The following is a 20,167-nucleotide window of genomic DNA, read 5'->3' as shown; positions in this document are numbered from 1 at the left end:
ACACATCCCTCTCTGGATACTTCCACACCCTACTCGTCTCTTCAGCGTGTTGTCTCTATCTACGCTTGATTATAACACCCAGCCCGGATTTGTCAACACCTCAATTATAATTTCTTTCCCCCACACAGGCAGGTATATCGTTTACATCAAAATTACAGTTGCCATAAATACTGTTTTGATTCTTCATCAGAATCTCAATGGTGTACGGCGCGCGTTCCTGCACTCCGGAACTCATGGACTCAAAGCTCCAGCCATTGTAGTTAGTCACCTTCATCTTGGATAGAATCTCCTGGATGTCCTCTGTTTTGTCAAATCTGTTGCGCGGATCATCCGGATCATAGTTTCCCTGCTCCTCGCTGTACACCAGAATTGCCTCTACCTCACTGACATTAACATTTTTCGTAACCTCGTATCCCAAAACCTCTTTCAGAAAAGCCAACGTTTCCTTAAAACTGCTGCAAACCGGATAACCGCTCTCACCGTAAATGATGCCATCGGCAACTGCATAATCAACACTGAGCGTAGCAACTACTTCTCCTGTAAGTTCTGTGCCCTCTGCATTTCTGAGTTCCTGTGTATAAATTTCCAGGAGTTTATCCCTCTCTTCTTGGGTCATGTCCAGATACTCACTTCCCCGAATGTTATCCAATGCAAAGGATCGAACCTGGTCAGCAGATTTGCTGAGAATTGGGAACAGTTTCTCTCTGTAAGCCTCATCACTCAAGACAGTTTCCATTGTTCTACGGGCAGTCTCAAGGCTTATATAGTAGTTCCTGTATACCTTCTTCCCGCTGTCCATCAGATATTCCACACTGATTGACATCCGTTCCCCCTCTGTGGCCTTATCCGCAAACTCAACTCCCTCCTGGGCCAGCTCATAGAGAGGATCAATATTCTCTGTAAGTGTGGCATTTAGGGCTGTAATTTGATCATAACTGGTTGCAATGCCCTCCTGGGTAACGCGGTATACCATGGCTCCGTTTAAATAGGAATTGTACACCGCCATCTGCTTGATATCCTCTTTTCTGGGGATATAGGAATCATATCCGATCCAGTCAAACCTGAATACACAGGCAATGAGCAGCGTTACCGCACCCACAATCACTATTTGAAGCTTATGGGCGAATATTTCCCTCATGTTTACATGGTAAATAAACTCAATCACAGCACTTAGGACAATCACTCCAACCACAATTCCGCCAAAGAACCAGATCGTACGGTTGTTGGACATCATCATAGACAGGTACAGGCCCACCATCAGAGACAGTGGAATTACCAGGAGTACCTTGATGATTCCCTCAATCTTAGGAAAGGCAATGGCCTTGTCGGCTGCCTCACTCTTTCGGATTCCATGCAGCCACACAGAGATTCCGGTTGCCGCTGCCGTCTCTAAAACCATGATAACGATACCGACGCAGATCCTAAGGCTGAAATTGTCCCCATAATTGGTCAATCCGTCGATATAACCGCACAGGATTGCCGGTGAAAAATAGTAAACCAAAACTTGCAGATTTCTTGTCTCCATGTAAGTAGAGAAAAATGTAGCAGCCATTCCGACAATAGTTAGGACAATAATGCTGCCATATAGAAGAAATACACCTGTACCCAGGATGGATACAATGGTTTTTCCTGTCAGCATCACAGCCAGAATTGCAATACCGTAGATTAAAAGAAAGCACAGAATTCGGTAGAGCATAGCCTTCAGTAGGATAATCATACCCGCCCCGGTCAAAAGTCCATTCAGCCCTCCGATTGCCACACAAATAACTGTGCTGAACAAAAGGGGGAGCGCAAAGATCAAAAGTCCGGACACATACTGAACAAAAAACAGCTTCTTCCTCTTAATAGCCAGGCTGTGATAAAAATCCAGTTTCACCTTAGAGTGAAGATAGGAGTACCCGCTCATTGCACAGATAATGGCAAAGATCATAATCAGTACCAGCAGAACCGCCTGGCCACCTGATCCCATAAAATTCTGATAGAAATTCTGGACATCCCTGAAACTTGCGCTTCCCTCACTCACAGAGGCCATCAGGCCATCGATCTGTATCAGCAGGGCAACCGGCTGAGTCACAAACAGAATCAGAGAGATAATTGCAAACAGCCAGCTTCTCCTCTTAAAATCTTCTTTCATCAATTTAGAAAACGAGATTTTTGACGTCATATCCTGCCACCTCCGTTTCACTGATAAAGATTTCTTCCAGCGTCAGCGGAAGAACCTCTGAAAACAGAGGATTTTTATCTTCAATACTCATCATGATCTCCTGCTTGGTGCCTCTGGCCACAACAGTAAGCAGAGAGCCTCTCTTATCGTGCTGCAGGACATGAAGTTCTGTGAGAAGTTCCTCCTCCTTCACAGGATCCTGAATCACACACTGTACCTTGTGGATATGGAACTTCATATCCTCCAGATCCTTGGAGAGCAGGATGCCTCCCCTGTGCAAAAGTCCCACATGATCACAGATATCTTCCAACTCCCTCAGGCTGTGAGATGCAATGACGGGTGTAAAATCCCGGTTCATCAGCTCTAAAGCAAAGATACTCTTTACCGCCTGGCGCATCACGGGATCTAGTCCATCGAAGGTTTCATCGCAGAGCAGATACTTGGTTCCTGTGCATACACCCAAAAGAACGGATACCTGCTTTTTCATTCCCTTGGAAAATGTGTTGATCTTCCGCTTCATGTCCAGTCCGAACTTTTCTGTCAGTTCCCCAAACCTTTCCTGATTAAAATTAGGATAAACAATGCCGTAATAGTCAGCCATTGTCTTTATGGTTGCGTTTGGAAAAAAATAAGCTGTGTCTGAAAGAAAGCAGACTTTTTCCTTCGCAGAAGGATTTTCATAGATATCTTCACCATCCACCAGGGCCATGCCTGCATCTGCTTTCAAAACGCCGCAGAGCACGCGCAGCAGAGTACTTTTTCCAGCGCCATTGGTCCCCACCAGTCCGAAAATACTCCCATCCTGAATGGTCGCGATGATATTGTCCAGAGCTTTGATATCTCCAAAGGATTTATTCACTCCATTAATCTCTATCATACGTTTGCGCCCTCCTTGTAATATTCATCCGCCTTCTGCAAAAAGATCTCCCTCTTTACATCCAGCTCCTTCCCTTTGTATACCATCTGACGCAATGACTGGAAGAAGGCCTCCTGTTTCTTCATCTTCAGATCACTATTTCCGGATACAAAGTTTCCCCGTCCCTTGACCGGATAGATAAACCCCTCCTGTTCCAAAACGGAATATGCCTTTTGAATGGTATTGGGATTGATCGACAGGTCTACTGCCAGCGACCTGACAGAAGGCATCTGACTATCCGGTTCGATTGCGCCGGTAATGATCAGTGTCTGGAACTTCTCCACGATCTGCTCATAGATCGGCTTTCGATTTTGATAATCAATCACTATCATAGTTCCTCCGTTTCCTACTTTTTCGTGTATTTAGTGTACTATTGGTCGTAGTACGCTATATTTATAGCACAATGTATGGGGTGATTCAAGGTGTTTAAGGGAATGTTAAGAAATGGTAAGAAAAAGATACCCTTTTGCATTGTTAAATAGGCCAAAATATGGTAAATTAATCATAGTAGTATTAGCAGGAAACATTGTAATTATTGAGCCTAAAAAGGAGTTTTGCAATGAATAATGATATTTTATTGACATCCGGATACAATTTCGAAGGGTATTCTATTACAGAATACCTGGGAGTATTTTCTGGAGAATGCGCTCTGGATATAAATTATTCAACTTCTGCGGGTACAAAAATTAATGATTTTTGGAACTCTAAAAAAAATATTTATTGTGACAATTTAAAGATTGCAAAAGATAAAGCTCTTGAGAAATTAATAGTCCAGGTGGGATATGCGGGGGGAAATGCTATTATTGGCACAAATTTTGATTACAATATCTTTTCTAATGAAATCATGATTGTTGTTGCCAATGGGACTGCAGTTAATGTAAAGAAAAACAATAATGATATTCAAACAATGATTGGAAGTAAGAAATTTTTAATTGAAAAAATAAATTGTGGGATATCTTTTCGTCCTGTAGCGTTGATGTTTAACTATAAACCGCCTTTATGCGCTTTTTCACTTGATATTTTTTGTCCGAATCCATGCGATATATCTGCAGTATTAGCTGACATAATAATCAACACTATATTTGATTATACGTATATTATTGATGACATAGAATTTCTCGACTTTGTAGACGGTAAGATTAACCATCTTGTCAGTTCCCAGACTTCCTTTGAAATTCCACTAAAAATAATACGTACCGTAAAAAGCGTGGATTTCAAAGTAAAGAAATATGTTGTTAATAATAATGTAATCGAATTACCCTCAGATGACCTTAAATCACCCCTAGATCCCATGGTAGATGATAATGGAAATGAGTTCCGTTTTTCACTTGACTCTTTTCTAAAAGAAACAGAAACTCTAAAGTCTGTGAAAGAAATCTATGCTTTGATGAATGAATATAACAAAACGCATGCTGAAATATTTGAACCCGCATTGATAGAAGAAGTTAAAAAAATGATTGCAGCAGATCGAACGTATGGCGGCATGAAAGATTCCTGTATTCGCGTGATTCGTAACTTTTTTGAATAATAACAGAATTGAGCAGGCTCTTAAACAGCAGAAGACGCTAATAATGAGGAAACCTACTAATTAGGAGGAAATTATGAAAAAAAATCGAAAGTTCCAGTACCTGGCTATTCTATTAACCCTTGTCCTGTCATTCGGCTATATACGCAACACCCCGGTGCAGAGTCAGGCTGCATCGAAAAAAACACAGGTCAAAAAAATCAAAAGGACATATTCTAAGTTTCTAAAGAGACATGAAAAGCCTTATTTTCGCTTTGCGGTTCTGGATCTAAATAAGGACGGATATCCTGAATTGATCTGTATGGGATCTACTGTGTTAAATAAAGACTGGAGAATTTACACCTACCGAAAGGGAAAAATGCGCCGAGTGTCTATTCCCTCTAAAGGGGACAGTTATACAACCAGCATGGCGTACAATCCCAAGTCCAAGTCAATCTATTTTGATTACTCTGGGGCCTCTGCGTGGATGGGTGATTCTTACCGCCTCAAAGGAAGCAAACTTGTCCATCTTCATAATTTCTTCTGGTATCATGAGCGAAGATTAATTGACAATAAAAAAGTTTCCTATAAAAAAATCAATAAGTGGTATAACCATTACGCCTACAAAATGATTAATTTCCAACAAAACACTAGCGCAAATCGGAAAATATACCTATAACAGACGGTCATGGCTGCTAATGCAACGCAGATATCCTTGTGAAAAAGAATCCCGCCCGGAGGGCTTTTTATATCATAGGATTAGGGTGTCAAAAGGTCAGTGACCTTTGATATAAATTTGTACCTTGAAAATTTAACACGATATATATCGTAAATACCTGATATTTGTTATAATTAAGTTATCAAATATGGAGGTGATGAAATGGCTTTTGTTGCTAATAATAATCAACAATTATCTTTAATGGATAGTACTTTCAATCTTACTGAAAGAGAAAAACGCGTATTGGAAAAATCATGGGCAAAAGCTTTTGCTGAGTATGTTTTTCCTGCTATCGATGAAACTATTTTTTCAGAATTGTATAGCAGTAAAGCGTCACGTCCAAATACTCCGGTAAATGTTATTGTAGGTGCTCTTATTCTAAAAGAAGCTCTTGGAGATACGGATGATGAATTGGTAGAAGCGCTTATGTTTGATGTTCGTTATCAGTATGCACTTCATACAACAAGTTTTGAGGAACAGCCCCTTAGCGATAGAACGCTCAGCCGGTTCAGAGCACGTGTGCTGGCTTATGAAACAGAGCATGATGTTGACCTCATTCATGAATGCACTGTAAAAATGGCGAAGGAACTGTCAGAATTTATGAAAATCACTCCAAATATGCAGCGAATGGACAGTCTTATGATTGCAGCTAATATTAGAAATCTTTCATTACTGGAGCTTTTCTATACTTGCGTTGCAAATTTAGCAAAGATTATGAATCAACGTGAAAAAGAAATCCCTGAGAAACAACATCATTACATCGAAAAAGATGATTATAATCGTTGCATCTACCATAAAAGGGATATGGATGCTGCAGAAAGAACCATTGCTGTAATGCACGATGCCGAAGTGCTTATTCAACTGTGTGATAATACAGGTGACTTTGATGATACAAGTGAGTACCAACTTCTAATTCGCTTGCTAAAAGAAAGAACGATTATCGACGATGATGGTTCCCGCCGCCTTCTTGAAAAAAAAGAGATTAAAAATACTTCTGAAGTTTTGTTAAATCCTTCAGATCCAGAGGCGACGTTTCGCTATAAAGCTGGTGGGAAAAATCTCGGGTATGTTGGTAACGTAGTAGAATCTGTCGGTGAAACAGGCAGTCTTATCACTGATTATTCATATGAAAAAAATGTCTATGCTGACAATCAATTCATGAAAGATTATCTTCACAACCAGCAGACTTTTGAAGAGGAAGCATTTATAGTCGCTGATGGTGCTTACAGTGGTGAAGAGAATTCCAGGCTGGCAAAAGATCATAATCTTAAGCTTGTAACTACAAACTTTACAGGACGCAAACCAGATGAAATCTATGCTGAATTCAAGTTTACGCAGGACGGACAGTATTTGATAGAATGTATAAATAAGTGTGCTCCAGAAGAATGCATATACGATCCGAGTAAGGATCGTTCGGTTGCATATTTTAAAATTGAGACCTGCAACTCATGTCCCTACAAAGAAAAATGTCTGCCCCGCTTCTTAAAAACAAGAGTCCGGAAAGAGGTCTCATGGAAATCGGTTGGAAGAGCAAAACAATTACAGTATATGAAAACGGAAGAATTCAGCCAGTATGCCCGCTTTCGCAATGGTGTAGAAGCAATTCCGTCTCTTCTTAGGAGAAGATACCACGTAGATAAAATACCAACGCATGGAAAGTACAGAACCCGTTTTCATTTTGGGTTCAAAATAGCGGCACTAAATTTTCAAAAGCTATTAAATTACACTAATAGCCTGGCTAACTGTGACCCAAAATTAAAAGTAGTATAAAAAGTCATAGGAAGATACTTCATCAGGTAACCTCTAACTACCATCTTTTATTGTCTAAAACCATTTCGTGTTAAATTTTCAAGGTACAAGTAAATATCGATTATTATTTAAGTGGCTTTTGACACCCTAATCATCATAGGGAATTCCGAAGGACTTTCCTATGACATAAATAAACGCCGCGGAATCTCTCCTGCGGCGTTCTCCATTTAATTTCTCTACTTGTCCCCTTTAAAAATCCTGTGTATTTTCCAATATATTCGGAAAATTAAACTGGTACGGATTGCCTTTACTTCCTTTTCCAGCTCTTGAATTCGCTTTTCCTGTGCACAGAAAAGTTCTCCCATAGACACCAGAATATCCCGGTACATGGTATCCTGGTTAACCTCCCATACCGGCAATTCTTTTACCGGTTCAAAGAACAGCACGCCGTCCTCTCTCCCCAGATATTCCACAGCCACCTTCTGGTTACTCTCCTCATACTTATCCACAAACGCCTTCTGTTCCTCAAAGGTGAACATACTGCTCTTGCCTATTCTGCCTGCCCTGCTCTCGTAGGTGCTTGCATTCAGGATCGGCCTGCACATAAAATCGTACATCTCACGGTATTCCGGTATCTCATTCAGAATCCGCTTAATTTCAATATAATTTCCTTCCAGTCCCACATTTTTGGCCACAGTGTCATGAGTAAACTCATCGTTCAGCTCCAAGCCTATGTTCCCGAAGAAGTCCGAGAAGATGGAGTGATCCTCCCCCTCGAACTGTCCCCGCTCAAAAGGACGCACAATCAAATCCTCTTTATTCACATACTTCGTGATTTCCTCCAACTGTTTGTAATAGTCCAGAGGGAAATAGTCAAAATCATGGTCCTCCAGGGTACTTTTAAAGTCCTTTGTCATTTTCCGGAACATTTTTACAAGTTGGTTCCAGAGGGACTGGATGACCTGATCCTGCCTTCTCAGGTATACGATCACTTTTACTCTGCAGTTGATCCTGCGAAAGTTCTCCAGAAGATCCGGCCAGAAGTTTTCAATCTGGTTGCAGCGGTACCAGATTTGCTCATCCGACAGCACGATGTTGGGATATTTCCGGGCCAATTCTCCCAGGATCGCATACCCCTTGGCGCGCACCTGCGCCTCTTGTTCCTTCTTTTCCTGTTGGCTCCCTTTGGAAGACCGGTTGATCAGAAATTGCGCATTTCTATTTTTATAAATACCGGAAATTCCAAGCCGCATGAGGGGATAGCAGTATCCCTGCTTCTCCATCCTTTTTTCGTTCTCACGCATAAAGCTCTGAAGAGCAGTGGTTCCTGTTTTAGGCGTTCCGATACTGATATAAACGGTTGTCATAGTGTTCTCCTTACAGATACTTTTTTAATCCTTCCAGCAGAATGTCCACGCATTCCTCTATACTGCGCTGTGTGGTGTCTATCTCGATATCCGGATGCTCCGGCGCTTCATAAGGGCTGTTCACACCTGTGAAGTTCTGGATGTTTCCTTTTCTGGCCTCCCGGTAAAGTCCCTTTACATCTCGTCTCTCACATTCTTCAAGGGGTGTGCTCACATACACCTCCACAAAGCTCTCGCCAATGATCTCCCTGGCATTTCTTCTGTCTTGCCTGAAAGGAGAGATAAAGGATGTCATTACAATCAGTCCCGCGTCGTTCATAAGCTTTGATACTTCCGCAATTCTACGAATATTTTCGATCCGGTCATTGTCCTCAAATCCCAGGTTCTTATTCAGGCCCATACGGATATTGTCCCCATCCAGCAGCATGGTGTGTTTTCCCATGGAAAACAACCTCTTCTCCAGCGCATTTGCGAGGGAAGACTTCCCAGAGCCTGACAGTCCTGTCATCCAAATCGTGACTGCCTTCTGTCCCAGCTGGCTCTCTCGCAGCTCTTTGGTGATATCCATGTTGTGCCAAGTAAGGCTCTTTCCCCTTGCCAGAGCTTCAACAACTACGCCGCAGGCAGATGTCATATTAGTAATGCGGTCAATCAAAATCAAAGAACCCAATTCCCGGTTGTTTTCAAACCGGTCAAATACAATGTTTGTTCCCACGGAAATCTCGCAGTAGGCAATCTCATTTTTATAGATAGTATCTGCATAGACCTCTGCACCTGTATTTACATCTACCTTGTATTTGATTTTCATGACAGTTGCGGGAACCTGCTGTGTCCCGATCTTCAGCCAAAAGTTGCGTCCCGCAACCAGGCTGGTGTCATCCATCCAAAGAATAGATGCGGTAAACATGGAGCCTACATTGAGCTGGTAATTTTTTGACAGTACACACCCCCTGGACACATCAATCTCTGTATCCAGCTGAATGGTAACTGCATGTCCCTTTCCGCTCTTTTCTACTTTCCTGTCTCCCTCCAGAATATTGGTCACTCTGGCGCTCTCCCGGCTTGGCATTACGGTGATCACATCTCCCACCGCAACCTGTCCGGAAGCGATTTGTCCCTGGAATCCCCTGAAGCTGTGGTTGGGGCGGCATACTCTCTGTACCGGAAGGGAAAATTCCCGGTCATTTTCCTCCTCCGTAACATCCACGTTTTCCAGATAAGTGAGCAGTGATTCCCCGTGATACCAGGGCATGCTGTCCGATGTGTATGTGATGTTGTCCCCCTCTGTGGCTGAGACTGGAATCACCTTTAAGCTGCGGTAGTCAAACTCCGCCATCAATACCTTAATGTCCTTCTCAATCTTTTTAAATTTCTGACGGTCATAGTGTACTAAATCCATCTTATTCACTGCAAACACGAAATGCTTAATGCCCATAAGGGAACAGATCCTGGAGTGGCGCCTTGTTTGCACCAGTACCCCCTGGCTTGCATCCACTAATATCACGGCCAGAGAAGCAAAGGAGGCCCCCACTGCCATGTTTCTTGTGTACTCTTCATGTCCCGGGGTATCCGCAACAATAAAGCTCCTGTTGTCTGTGGTAAAGTAACGGTACGCCACATCTATGGTAATTCCCTGTTCCCGCTCAGCCATCAGGCCGTCCAGCAGCAGGGAGTAATCAATGTTTCCATCTCTGGAGCCAACCTTGGAGTCCAACTCCAGCGCTCTCTTTTGGTCAGCAAAAAGCAGTTTTGCGTCATAGAGCATATGACCTATCAGGGTAGATTTCCCATCATCCACACTTCCGCATGTTATAAATTTCAATAAATCGTCTCTCATCTCTAGAAATACCCCTCCCGCTTTCTTTTTTCCATACTGGCAGAGCCGCCGTCTGAGTCAATGATGCGGCTGGTCCTCTCCGACTCCACAGCAGCCAGCGTCTCATCCACGATTTCATCTAAAGTTACTGCCTCAGACTCCATTCCCCCTGTAAGAGGATAGCAGCCAAGAGTACGGAAACGCACCTTTTTCATCTCTACTTTCTCTTCCGGTTTGAGCTTCATCCGGTCATCATCCACCATAATGAGCTGACCATTCCGGCAGACCACAGGCCTCTCCTTGGCAAAGTAGAGAGATACGATGGGAATATTTTCCCTCTTGATATATTGCCAGATATCCTTTTCCGTCCAGTTGGACAGCGGAAAGACACGGATACTCTCCCCCTGCTTAATCCTGGTATTGAACAGCTTCCACATTTCAGGCCTCTGATTCTTGGGGTCCCACGCATGTTCCTCGTTTCGGAAGGAGAAGATCCTCTCCTTGGCCCTTGACTTTTCCTCATCCCTTCTGCCGCCTCCAAACGCAGCAGTAAAACCGTATTTGTTCAAAGCCTGCTTTAAGGCCTGGGTCTTCATGATATCCGTATAGGAAGCCCCATGGTCAAAGGGGTTGATGCCCTGGCGCACTCCATCTTCGTTGATGTACTCCAGCATCTCGATCCCCAGCTCCTCTGCTCTTCTGTTCCGAAATTCAATCATTTCTTTAAATTTCCAGGTGGTATTTACATGCAAAAAGGGGAAGGGCGGCTTTTCCGGATAGAATGCTTTCATCGCCAAATGCAGCATTACGGAGGAATCCTTTCCTATCGAATACAACATAACCGGCTTCTCACACTCTGCAGCTACTTCCCGCATAATATAAATCGCTTCTGCTTCTAACTCATCCAAATGATTCATGTATCTCTGTTCCTTTCACATGGTTTATTCACACGATTTTCTGATCCGTTTTTTCATAAAGCTTTCTATTTTTAAGCAGAAAACCTCCTATTTTAACCAGTTGATTATAGCAGTCAAATACGATGAAAATGTGTGAATATTACAATTTTCCCTAAATTACATCCTTATTTTATGGTCTCAAATTACCCACAGCTGATTTAAGCTGATCAAATGCCTGCTTCAGGACACTTCGCGGACAGGCAATGTTGAGTCTCTGAAACTGTTCTCCTCCGCTCCCGAACATGGTTCCCCCATCAAGCCAGAGTCCGGCTTTCTCCACAATAAACTGATCCAGCTCCTCACTTGTCAGGCCAAGGCCCTTGCAGTTAAGCCACACCAGATAGGTTCCCTCCGGTTCCACCAGGTGTATCTGGGGAAGCTGTGTCCTTAAATATTCCCGCACAAAATCCAGATTCTCTTTCAGATATGTCTTGAGCTCATTAAGCCATTGCTCTCCGTACCGGTAAGCTGCTTCACACGCAGCGATGGCCATCAGATTCAGACTGAAATATCCGCATTTCTCCACCTCATCTGCAAACGCCCTCCTTATATTGGCATCTGCAATCCAGATGTTGGAGGCCTGAAGACCTGCCAGGTTGAAGGTCTTGCTGGGGGCTGTGCAAATAATGGAATTGTCCGCAAAATCCTTGCCCAAGGAAGCGAAAATAGTGTGGGTATACCCCGGATATGTGAAGTCACAGTGAATCTCATCCGATACCACCAGCACATGATGCCGCAGACAGATGTCCCCCACCCGTTTCAGCTCCTCCCTGCTCCACACACGCCCTACAGGATTGTGGGGGCTGCACAGTACGAAGAGTTTTACTTGATTTCTAATAATCTTTTGTTCAAAATCCTCAAAATCCATCTGATATCGACCCTCTGTGTAAACCAAAGGACTGACTACCAGATTCCTCTTGTTTTTCCGTACCATTCCTGCAAACGGGTAGTAGACTGGCTGTTGAATCAGCACGCTCTCCCCCTCAGAGGTAAAGGCTCGTATGGCTGCCGCAATCGCAAACACGACGCCGGGTGTCCGTACCAGCCACTCCTGCATGGGCCTCCACCCAAAATGCTTTTCAAGCCATCCCGCAGCTGCCTTATAGTAACTCCCTTTTGCCTCCGTATACCCAAAGATACCGTGTTCTACCACGCTATGCAGGCTGTCCATCACTTCCTGCGGCACACAGAAATCCATATCTGCCACCCACAGCGGCAAAAGACCCTCGGGTTTCCCATTTTCCAGGGCAAAATCATATTTTTCGCAGCCGGTGCCCCTTCTCTCTATAATCTGGTCAAAATCATACATCCCTATTCCTCGCTTACTATAATCTCTCGCACAATGTTTCTCACCTGTTCCATCTCAGAAGTCGTAGTGTACTCTCCGCAGGAATGAACGTGATGCATAGCAGAAGCCAGCACCATTCCTGCGATGCCGTGCTCAGACAGGTGGTGCTGATCGCTTCCCCCAAAAGTAGCTGTCAATACCGGACAAATCCCTGCCCTCTCACAGGCGCGCTCAAATCGTTTGACCACGGGATGTGTGTCCGGAGTCTCATATGCGCAAAAGCAGATCTCTGTCTCATACTCCACACATCCTCCCGCCGCTTCTGCCTCCTGTTCAAACACCTGCCTTATCCTGTCCAGCTCTTTCAGTACATGGGAGTGTACAAATCCCCTCACCTCCCCGGTAACAATGCACTGGTCAGGCACAACGTTTGTGGCACTGCCTCCGTCTATTCTGCCTACATTTACGGTCATCTCATCCCCCACATGTCCCTGCGGAATCCCAAGGACAGCCCTCGAAGCGATGACAATGGCGTGGATGCCCTCCTCCGGTGCAAAGCCGGCGTGGGCGGCCCTTCCAATCACCTTTGCCCGAAAGACGGCCAGGCTTGGAGCTTTATTGGCCGCCGTTCCCACACTGCCGCTCAAATCCAAAACATAGGACTGGCAGGAACGCAGCTTTGAATAATCAAAGACAGCGGAGCCTCTCAGGTGCTGTTCCTCCCCGATTGTAATCAAGGCCTCCAGTTCTCTGCAGGGTTCATTGTCCCTGCGCATACCCTCCAGAGCCTCCAAAAAGGCAGCAACTGCAGACAAATCATCCGCCCCCAGCACCGTATCTCCCTGTGAGGTGATACGCCCGTCCCAATGCACGATTGCCCTCTTGTGCCGGGAAGGCTCCACAGTATCCATATGCATGGAGAACAGAAGGGGATCTCCCCGTCTGCTGCCTTCCCTGTGGGCATAGAGGTTTCCGGCAGTGCCGCCGTAAAAGGCCCCTGCCTGATCCTCCTCCACCACAAACCCAAGCTCCGTCAGCCGGCCTGTCAGATAGTCCGCCATAGCCCGCTCTCCAAAGGACGGGGAGTCAATCTCTACAAGATGGCAGAATTCCTGAATCATTCTATCCGTACTCATTTTGCAATTCCCTCAGAGCAGCTCTTCATCATAATGCGCCCTCTCTCCGCCCACAAACTTCAGCCTGGTTCTGGCGCACACTACATGCGCTTCCCCCACTGTCTTCTGCTGAATGCGGACAGGAACAGCCACCTTTTTTAGGTGCATACCGATCAGAGTATCACCAATATCAATCCCAGCCTGTGCTCTCACCTCTTCTACGGCCACAGGATCCGCAAAGCCATGGTAAGCCGCTGTGCCAAAAGAGCCGCCTGCTTTAGGCTGGGGAACCACATTTACCCTCTCCAGTCCATAGGCCTGCGCAGCCTCTTCCTCCACAATCAGGGTCCTGTTCAGATGCTCACAGCACTGGGCAGCCAGGTAAATCCCCCTCTTTTTCAGTTCCCCATAGATCCCATCAAACACCGCAGCACCGATCTCTACATTCGAGTAGGAACCGATTTTATGGGCTGTGATCTCGCTGGTGGAACATCCCGCAACCAGGATATCCCCTCTCTTCAAATTCGCCTGCTCCAGCAGTTCCCTTGCCGTTTCCGCGGCCTCTTCTCTGATTTTGTCCAACATTTTTTTCACCTTCCTCTCACATGTTCCCTGTCAGCTTTTCCTTTATCACTGCAAAAAATTCCCGCACCAGGAAATGCGGCTGGTAAATCCATTCCGACGGAGCCGCTATTCCACACACATTTGCAAAGCCCTGATGCCTGGCTAAATGCACTGCCCGGTAAATATGAAAATTCTGGGATATCAGCCCGATTCTGGCGCTTTTTCCCGTCAACTTGGCACTGAACTTTAAATTCTCCACCGTGGAGGTGGACTTATCCTCCATCATCAGCCTGTCCTTGGAGATTCCGGCATTTAGCAGACAATCATACATGACCCGGGCTTCCGACAAATCCTCCCCATTTCCCTGTCCTCCTGAGACGACTGCCTTTGTCCTGGGATTATCCTTTAAATACTCCGCTGCCTTGTCTATGCGCTTGCGAAGGGCCTTGCTGGGCTTTGTTCCCCTCACCTGGGCCCCCAGCACGATCACATAGTCCAGGTCCTCCTCCCCCTTTTCTCCCATGCTGCCGGCAATCAGCCCTTCCACTGCCAGAAATAGCAGCAGCAGAACTGCTATGGCAGCAATTCCTGTCACCTTTACTGCAGGGGGCAGATGCTGGCCGTGGGTCCTTAAGTATTTCCACAAGATTCCACCGCCGATGCACACCACTGCCCCAGCCAGCCAGACAAAGGAGAAATCCATCCCAGCCAGCAGCATTACCGCATAATACGCCAAAAACAAGGCGCCCAAAATGACTAATCCAGTGCTCATAGACTTCCCCTTTCTACCCCTATCGTTCACTTAAAACAAGGTGCCTATCCCATGACAGACACCTCATTATTTTATGCATTTTTACCGCAGCACTTCTTATACTTCTTGCCGCTGCCGCAGGGACAGGGATCGTTGCGTCCGATTTTGGGCCCTTTTACGATGGTATTTGCCTTCTTAGCTTCGCGGTACAGCTCTTTTTTCTTTTCTTCGTCAAAGATCTCATCCCACATGGGAAGTTCGTACAGCCAATCCGCTTTGGCGTCTACCATATTTTTGTAAAGCTTTTCTTTATCAAAATTCAGGTTTACCTCAGTGTTCTCATCCATCTCCTCGATGGGATTTTGCACTTTTAAGCTCTCATCAATTCCATCCAGAAAACCTACCATAGTCATCACTGGGATCTCATATCTATCCGCCAGCTCTTTTACGGTTCCCCTGACCACCTCATCCGGGTTAGCCAAAAGTTTCTCGTAAATGCCTTTTTCAATCAAAAAATAGTCTGTCCAGAATTTCTGAAGTACCTTTTTATCTGTTTCCTGAGAGTAAGCCTTATCTCTCCATTCTTGTAATAATCCCATTTTTTTACCATCCTTTGTTTCAAAAATAGTTGTAATAGCTATCATTATATACTACTTGTCCGGATTTTTCAACGATAAGAAATTTGGATCACAAATTTATCACAGGCGGCATTTAAAAAAACAGAAATATTTTAATTTTTTTGTATAAAGTGGTCTCCTTTCGTTCATACTATGATTAATCTAATAGAAAACAAACCGGCAGCAAGCCGGTGCTTCTATCAGATTATGCGTATGCTTGATTATTGGATCCCCCTCCAATAACCGACAAGTACAAAAGATAAATTTAGAATACTTATCCTCCCCTTAGGCATCCCGTTTGCTGCACATGCGTGGCAGGCGGGGTGCTTTTTATATCATAGTAAAGTCCTTCGGAATTCCCTATGATATAAAAAGCCCTCCGGGCGGGATCGCACTGCGGCGAAAATAAATTAAGGACAGCTCGCGGAATCTCTTGTATTACAAGTAATTCTTTGATCTGTCCTTAATTTTACTGCATCGTTCTTTTCATTTCCCAGGAAGTAATACTCCTGAATACTGCCCCACCCGTTTCCGCCACGATCCTATTAAACCGCTATTTTTTGATTATAACCTTCATTCTCTTACTGTATTTTCCATAAACTTTTTTGTTGGTGGAATCCAGCTTATATGCCCTTACCTTAAAGTAATAAGCCTGTCTCTTCTTCAGATTTTTTATCGTTTTTGACGTGCCATTAAATGCCGTCTTCTTTTTCCCTTTTTTAAATTTAGCATCTCTGGCATATAGCACTTCATATTTTACCCCTGTAACCTTTTTAACAACTAATTTCACTGTCTTTGACTTGTAATTCTTAAGGCTCTTGATTTTTGCCTGGGGAACCGTTATCTTTTGCCATTTCGCATATAATGTAATATTCCCGCCGGATGCCACTGTAACTTTATTCTTATAAGAGCTGTCAGAATACCAGCCTGCAAACACATATTTCGCTTTGGTGGGCGATTTAAGGGATACTGAAATACCTGAATGATACGTATCCGGATTGGCCTCGTTGTTTTTGCCGCCGTTTAATTGGTAGGTGATTTTATATTCCTTCTCGGCCTCGGCCACCATTACGATACAGATATCACACATTTCGCTGCCGTCCTGAGTCCGTGCGAAGATTGATGCCGCACCTGCTCCCCGCGCTGTTACAGTTCCATCCTCAGACACGGTTGCTACGGATGGATCTCCTGAAGTCCATGCCACGTCTTTGTCTGTCACATCTGCAGGGCTCAGGACTACACTGAGCTTCTTCTGATCTCCCACCACAAGGTTGAGTTGTTGCGGACTGATTGTGATTCCTGTCGCTGGATTTATGACGGTAACCGTGCAGGTACCTTTTTCCGGATTTGTACTCCCGTCTTGTGCTTCGGCTGTTATAACTGCCGTTCCCGGTGCTTTTGCCCGTACTTTACCATTTGTATCTACTTCTGCCACTGCCGGATCACTTGACGTCCAGACAAATCCGCTGTTAGTGGTATCAGAAGGCATCGCAACTGCATTTAAAACTCTGCTCTGTCCAGCTCTGAGGGCAAGAGTCTCTGGCGTTACACGAACTTCTGCAGCAGGTATGACAACTTCTTTAAACTGCCAATAATCCATCTTAAACAGATCTTCTTCGTTTCCGCCTTTAAACATAAAGAATAAATCATGGACACCCTTGGCATTGTAATCAAGCTCTGTCGTTTCTATCTTCCAATCATTCCATCCGCCTGTAGCAGATACCGAGAGTTCCCCAATCAGCTGTCCATCCAGACTGTCCAGATAAATTTCAACGGTTCCTCCCTTGCTTGCACTTCCGTCACATGAGACAGAGGCCTCAAATACATCTGCTCCACGTTCCCCAAAGTCGACATCTTTTACCTTAATGTAATTCCCGTCTCTGACATTGCGGATATTCATTCCACCCTGGTCACAGACTTCTGTTTTAATATGAGATTTATATGCCGCAGATCCGCTCCCTGGCCTCGTACTGGCAGTCCAGGCAATGGTTTCCGCTTCTGTCCTGACATAGGGATTCAGCGTTGCTACACCTGCAGGACCCTCAGTGGTTTGCTCTGCACCGGGTGGAATGGTTCCGTCTTCATTATAGGTAAATTCATCCAGGCAGACAGAACGTTTAAAACCACCGCCTCCGGGTAATGCATTATTATGGTAAAACAGGAAGGAACGTCCTTTGTAATCAACGATTCCCGGATGGATCGTAAAAGCACCTCCCGGCTCCATAAGCCTGCCACGATATTCCCAAGGCCCGATCGGAGTATTACTTGTTGAGTATCCGAGATGTTCGTTGGGATTCAGAGGGCCAGCGGCGAATATCATATAATATAACCCATTGCGCTTGGTAAACCAAGGGCCTTCCTCATAGGATGTGGGACGGTCAGTATTTTCCCTTTCACCAAAGGCTGAAGTCTTCATCTTGAATGTATAGACTCCTGGCGTAAATCTGTTAGGATCATTGCGGTTAAAGGTATATATATCATATTCCTCATTCAATGCTTTAAATTCCGGGTTTTCCTCCGGTACGATGGAAATCATATCATCGCCTAACACCGCGCATTTTAAGGTGGGATTGCCCCAATACAAATAAGCGGTACCGTCATCATCAACATAAACCGTAGGGTCAATTTCATCCCAGGTTCCCAAATCTACCAGCGGTCGGTCCAGAGGATCCGTGAATGGCCCTTCCGGGCGGTCTGCCACGCCTACACCTATGACCATGCCGCCGTTATTCTTTCTAACAGGAACATACAGGTAAAACTTTCCATCTCTTTCAATGCACTGTGCCGCCCAAGCCCTGGAACCGTCCCAAGGTTTCTCCTCGGTTCCCTTGTGCGACCATGATATGTCATTCAAGTGAAATACCGTACCATGATCCGTCCAGTTTACCATATCCTTTGTTGAATAACATTTCCAGTCAATCATACTAAAAAAACCATATCGTGTCTCATCCGCATCATGGGTAGTATACAGATAAACCGTATCGTTATAAAGCATCGGTGCCGGATCGGCGGTATAACTTGTCTGTATGATTGGATTGTCCGCTAATACTATGAGTGAACTCAACATCATAGTCATGCAGAAAAATGCCAGACCTGTGATCATCTTTATCAAATACCTTGATAATCTATTCATAAATCTTTCCCTCCTTGTATTGGATTTTGTTCATCTACTTTTTAATTTTAGCTGATTTACTCAGCCCTTTTCCATTCAGCAGCTTTTTGTACGCTTTATATTTCGCAGAAGGTACTCTTATAACCGCTTTTTTATAAATACCCTTGAATGTCCTGCTTCCAACTGTTTTCAGTTTTTTACTCTTTCTGAGGTCAACTGTTTTCAATTGCTTATCATTGAAGAATACCTGTTTACCGATTTTTGTAAGAGCCGCCCCGGTAGTAACCTTTTTCAGTTTTTTACAGCCGCTGAATGCGCCGTTTTTAATCTCTTTTACATATTTTCCTATCTTTACCGAACTGGCTGCATTATTGTTCTTAAATGCATTGGCCGCAATACTTTCAACTTTAAAGGTAATACCTAAATATGAAATGGTATCCTTAATTACAATAGTCTTTAATTTCTTATTGCCTGGTGCTGCTGCTACCTGCATTGTACCGCTCTTCTTCGCCGTATCCACCGCTGATACGATATAAGTCAAGCTACCGGATTGGATTTTATCACCTACTTTAACGATTGTCTTAGGTACTGGTACTGGTACTGTTACCGTTACCGTACATTCCGCTCTTTTTGTATTGTCAGCGACTGAGATCGCGGTGATTTTTGCTGTTCCCCCGCCCACTGCGGTCACTCTGCCATTAATTGCGGATGCTACGGATGCATTTGACGTTATCCAGATCAGATCTGTATTCCATGCATTCGCCGGCTCGACAGCCGCCGCTATTGTCCCTGCTTCTCCAATTGCCAGAGAGAGAGTCGATTTATCCATCTTAACTCCGGTTACCAGTACGGTTTCCCTGCTGACCATTACGGTACATTCTGCTTGCTTCGAACCATCAGCAGCCGAGGTCACTGTGACGGTGGCGATTCCTGGTGCCACTGCGGTTACCACCCCGTCGTTTACGGTTGCCACGGATTCATCTGAAGAATCCCAAATCAGATCCTTGTCCGTTGCGTCCTCCGGCGCAACCGATGCTGTCAGTGTCTCGGTCTTTCCTTCGGTCATCCAAATCTCGGTTTTATTCAAGCTGACTCCTGTTACGGCTATCGTTGCCGGTATCACCGTTACGGTACACTGTGCCATCTTCGTATCATCAGCTACTGAGGTTACGGTGATGATAGCACTTCCCGCTGCTACCGGGGTTACCATTCCGTTGTTAACCGTTGCCACAGAGGGGTCCGATGTACTCCATGTCACATTATAAGCGTCATATTTGTTTTATAACAAAACTATATCACTTCTACGACTAAAAAATCATGTTACTGTCTGTACTTTTTTGTGTTTGTATTTTTTTTAAGAAAATTAAATAGTACTTTTTTGTCATAAAAAAAGCACTGTCCTATCAGTGCTCAGACCGTGAACAAACCGATCTCGCCACTTGTCTGACAAAATACGATGGTCCCCTCTTTAAATTTGTCTGCATCTTATCCTCGAAAGTATTTACCAGTTTTTTTCACCCATTGAGCATC

17 protein-coding genes and 1 other annotated feature (1 of these 18 only partly in view) are annotated in these 20,167 nt (G+C 44.6%); of the genes, 4 read left to right on the top strand and 13 right to left on the bottom strand.

The window, feature by feature from the left end:
* Nucleotides 1-54 (bottom strand) — a binding site (T-box leader); it reaches 141 nt to the left of the window's first position.
* Between the two features lie 46 nt (nt 55-100).
* Genes AC0THY_RS09040 through AC0THY_RS09030 form a run of 3 tightly spaced genes read right to left on the bottom strand, consistent with a single transcriptional unit; the run spans nt 101 to nt 3,412 of the window.
* Nucleotides 101-2,164, bottom strand: a complete 2,064-nt coding sequence (locus tag AC0THY_RS09040) for a DUF6449 domain-containing protein (protein ID WP_489994099.1) — start codon at nt 2,162-2,164, stop codon at nt 101-103.
* The gene (locus AC0THY_RS09035) at nt 2,139-3,041 is read right to left on the bottom strand and encodes an ABC transporter ATP-binding protein (RefSeq protein ID WP_489994098.1); all 903 of its coding nucleotides are present in this window, start codon (nt 3,039-3,041) and stop codon (nt 2,139-2,141) included. The genes AC0THY_RS09040 and AC0THY_RS09035 overlap by 26 nt, the downstream gene beginning before the upstream one ends.
* Nucleotides 3,038-3,412 (bottom strand): GntR family transcriptional regulator, encoded by a 375-nt coding sequence (locus AC0THY_RS09030; protein ID WP_489994097.1) that lies wholly within the window; start codon nt 3,410-3,412, stop codon nt 3,038-3,040. The genes AC0THY_RS09035 and AC0THY_RS09030 overlap by 4 nt, the downstream gene beginning before the upstream one ends.
* A 112-nt stretch (nt 3,413-3,524) precedes the next feature.
* On the opposite strand from AC0THY_RS09030, the gene AC0THY_RS09025 reads away from it, so the two are divergent.
* The 4 genes from AC0THY_RS09025 to AC0THY_RS09010 all read left to right on the top strand — a co-directional run bounded on the left by AC0THY_RS09025 (nt 3,525) and on the right by AC0THY_RS09010 (nt 7,072).
* Nucleotides 3,525-3,647, top strand: a complete 123-nt coding sequence (locus AC0THY_RS09025; protein WP_489994096.1) for a hypothetical protein — start codon at nt 3,525-3,527, stop codon at nt 3,645-3,647.
* On the top strand, nt 3,640-4,608 hold the full coding sequence (locus AC0THY_RS09020) for a YbjQ family protein (protein ID WP_489994095.1): 969 nt from the start codon (nt 3,640-3,642) through the stop codon (nt 4,606-4,608). Before AC0THY_RS09025 ends, AC0THY_RS09020 begins: the two co-directional genes overlap by 8 nt.
* A 73-nt stretch (nt 4,609-4,681) precedes the next feature.
* A complete protein-coding gene (locus AC0THY_RS09015; protein WP_489994094.1) occupies nt 4,682-5,263 on the top strand; it encodes a hypothetical protein in 582 nt (193 codons plus the stop codon).
* A 201-nt stretch (nt 5,264-5,464) separates the two neighbouring features.
* Entirely contained in the window at nt 5,465-7,072 is a 1,608-nt protein-coding gene (locus AC0THY_RS09010; protein WP_489993113.1) for a transposase, read from the top strand.
* 215 nt (nt 7,073-7,287) lie between these two features.
* Here AC0THY_RS09010 and AC0THY_RS09005 read toward each other — a convergent pair whose 3' ends face one another.
* From AC0THY_RS09005 to AC0THY_RS08960, 10 genes are all read right to left on the bottom strand, one after another.
* Nucleotides 7,288-8,418: a hypothetical protein gene (locus tag AC0THY_RS09005; RefSeq protein ID WP_489994093.1), complete on the bottom strand. Its 1,131-nt coding sequence runs from the start codon at nt 8,416-8,418 to the stop codon at nt 7,288-7,290.
* Nucleotides 8,419-8,428: 10 nt separating this feature from the next.
* Nucleotides 8,429-10,255: an adenylyl-sulfate kinase gene (gene cysC / locus AC0THY_RS09000; protein WP_489994092.1), complete on the bottom strand. Its 1,827-nt coding sequence runs from the start codon at nt 10,253-10,255 to the stop codon at nt 8,429-8,431.
* A gap of 2 nt (nt 10,256-10,257) precedes the next feature.
* Entirely contained in the window at nt 10,258-11,151 is an 894-nt protein-coding gene (gene cysD, locus AC0THY_RS08995) for a sulfate adenylyltransferase subunit CysD (protein ID WP_489994091.1), read from the bottom strand.
* Nucleotides 11,152-11,320: 169 nt separating this feature from the next.
* Complete coding sequence (locus AC0THY_RS08990; protein ID WP_489994090.1) at nt 11,321-12,499, bottom strand: MalY/PatB family protein; 1,179 nt, start codon at nt 12,497-12,499, stop codon at nt 11,321-11,323.
* 2 nt (nt 12,500-12,501) lie between these two features.
* On the bottom strand, nt 12,502-13,614 hold the full coding sequence (locus tag AC0THY_RS08985) for a M20/M25/M40 family metallo-hydrolase (RefSeq protein WP_489994089.1): 1,113 nt from the start codon (nt 13,612-13,614) through the stop codon (nt 12,502-12,504).
* A 12-nt stretch (nt 13,615-13,626) separates the two neighbouring features.
* Nucleotides 13,627-14,178 (bottom strand): TIGR01440 family protein, encoded by a 552-nt coding sequence (locus tag AC0THY_RS08980; RefSeq protein ID WP_489994088.1) that lies wholly within the window; start codon nt 14,176-14,178, stop codon nt 13,627-13,629.
* A 16-nt stretch (nt 14,179-14,194) separates the two neighbouring features.
* Entirely contained in the window at nt 14,195-14,929 is a 735-nt protein-coding gene (locus AC0THY_RS08975; protein WP_489994087.1) for a YdcF family protein, read from the bottom strand.
* Nucleotides 14,930-15,000: 71 nt separating this feature from the next.
* The gene (locus AC0THY_RS08970; RefSeq protein WP_489994086.1) at nt 15,001-15,507 is read right to left on the bottom strand and encodes an SEC-C metal-binding domain-containing protein; all 507 of its coding nucleotides are present in this window, start codon (nt 15,505-15,507) and stop codon (nt 15,001-15,003) included.
* Between the two features lie 571 nt (nt 15,508-16,078).
* Nucleotides 16,079-18,658, bottom strand: a complete 2,580-nt coding sequence (locus AC0THY_RS08965) for a family 43 glycosylhydrolase (RefSeq protein WP_489994085.1) — start codon at nt 18,656-18,658, stop codon at nt 16,079-16,081.
* A gap of 34 nt (nt 18,659-18,692) precedes the next feature.
* Complete coding sequence (locus AC0THY_RS08960) at nt 18,693-19,895, bottom strand: Ig-like domain-containing protein (protein WP_489994084.1); 1,203 nt, start codon at nt 19,893-19,895, stop codon at nt 18,693-18,695.
* Nucleotides 19,896-20,167: the final 272 nt, after the last annotated feature.

It is taken from the genome of Ruminococcus sp. 8Y-12 (assembly GCF_058119865.1).
Note: the sequence above shows the minus strand (reverse complement) of the source record. Positions and strands in the feature narration are given on the sequence as shown.

Bases quoted from the DNA above. Each gene is read 5' to 3' on its own strand.
- AC0THY_RS09040 (WP_489994099.1), bottom strand. From the start codon at position 2,164: ATGACGTCAAAAATCTCGTTTTCTAAATTGATGAAAGAAGATTTTAAG.
- AC0THY_RS09035 (WP_489994098.1), bottom strand. From the start codon at position 3,041: ATGATAGAGATTAATGGAGTGAATAAATCCTTTGGAGATATCAAAGCT.
- AC0THY_RS09030 (WP_489994097.1), bottom strand. From the start codon at position 3,412: ATGATAGTGATTGATTATCAAAATCGAAAGCCGATCTATGAGCAGATC.
- AC0THY_RS09025 (WP_489994096.1), top strand. From the start codon at position 3,525: ATGGTAAGAAAAAGATACCCTTTTGCATTGTTAAATAGGCCAAAATAT.
- AC0THY_RS09020 (WP_489994095.1), top strand. From the start codon at position 3,640: ATGAATAATGATATTTTATTGACATCCGGATACAATTTCGAAGGGTAT.
- AC0THY_RS09015 (WP_489994094.1), top strand. From the start codon at position 4,682: ATGAAAAAAAATCGAAAGTTCCAGTACCTGGCTATTCTATTAACCCTT.
- AC0THY_RS09010 (WP_489993113.1), top strand. From the start codon at position 5,465: ATGGCTTTTGTTGCTAATAATAATCAACAATTATCTTTAATGGATAGT.
- AC0THY_RS09005 (WP_489994093.1), bottom strand. From the start codon at position 8,418: ATGACAACCGTTTATATCAGTATCGGAACGCCTAAAACAGGAACCACT.
- cysC (WP_489994092.1), bottom strand. From the start codon at position 10,255: ATGAGAGACGATTTATTGAAATTTATAACATGCGGAAGTGTGGATGAT.
- cysD (WP_489994091.1), bottom strand. From the start codon at position 11,151: ATGAATCATTTGGATGAGTTAGAAGCAGAAGCGATTTATATTATGCGG.
- AC0THY_RS08990 (WP_489994090.1), bottom strand. From the start codon at position 12,499: ATGTATGATTTTGACCAGATTATAGAGAGAAGGGGCACCGGCTGCGAA.
- AC0THY_RS08985 (WP_489994089.1), bottom strand. From the start codon at position 13,614: ATGAGTACGGATAGAATGATTCAGGAATTCTGCCATCTTGTAGAGATT.
- AC0THY_RS08980 (WP_489994088.1), bottom strand. From the start codon at position 14,178: ATGTTGGACAAAATCAGAGAAGAGGCCGCGGAAACGGCAAGGGAACTG.
- AC0THY_RS08975 (WP_489994087.1), bottom strand. From the start codon at position 14,929: ATGAGCACTGGATTAGTCATTTTGGGCGCCTTGTTTTTGGCGTATTAT.
- AC0THY_RS08970 (WP_489994086.1), bottom strand. From the start codon at position 15,507: ATGGGATTATTACAAGAATGGAGAGATAAGGCTTACTCTCAGGAAACA.
- AC0THY_RS08965 (WP_489994085.1), bottom strand. From the start codon at position 18,658: ATGAATAGATTATCAAGGTATTTGATAAAGATGATCACAGGTCTGGCA.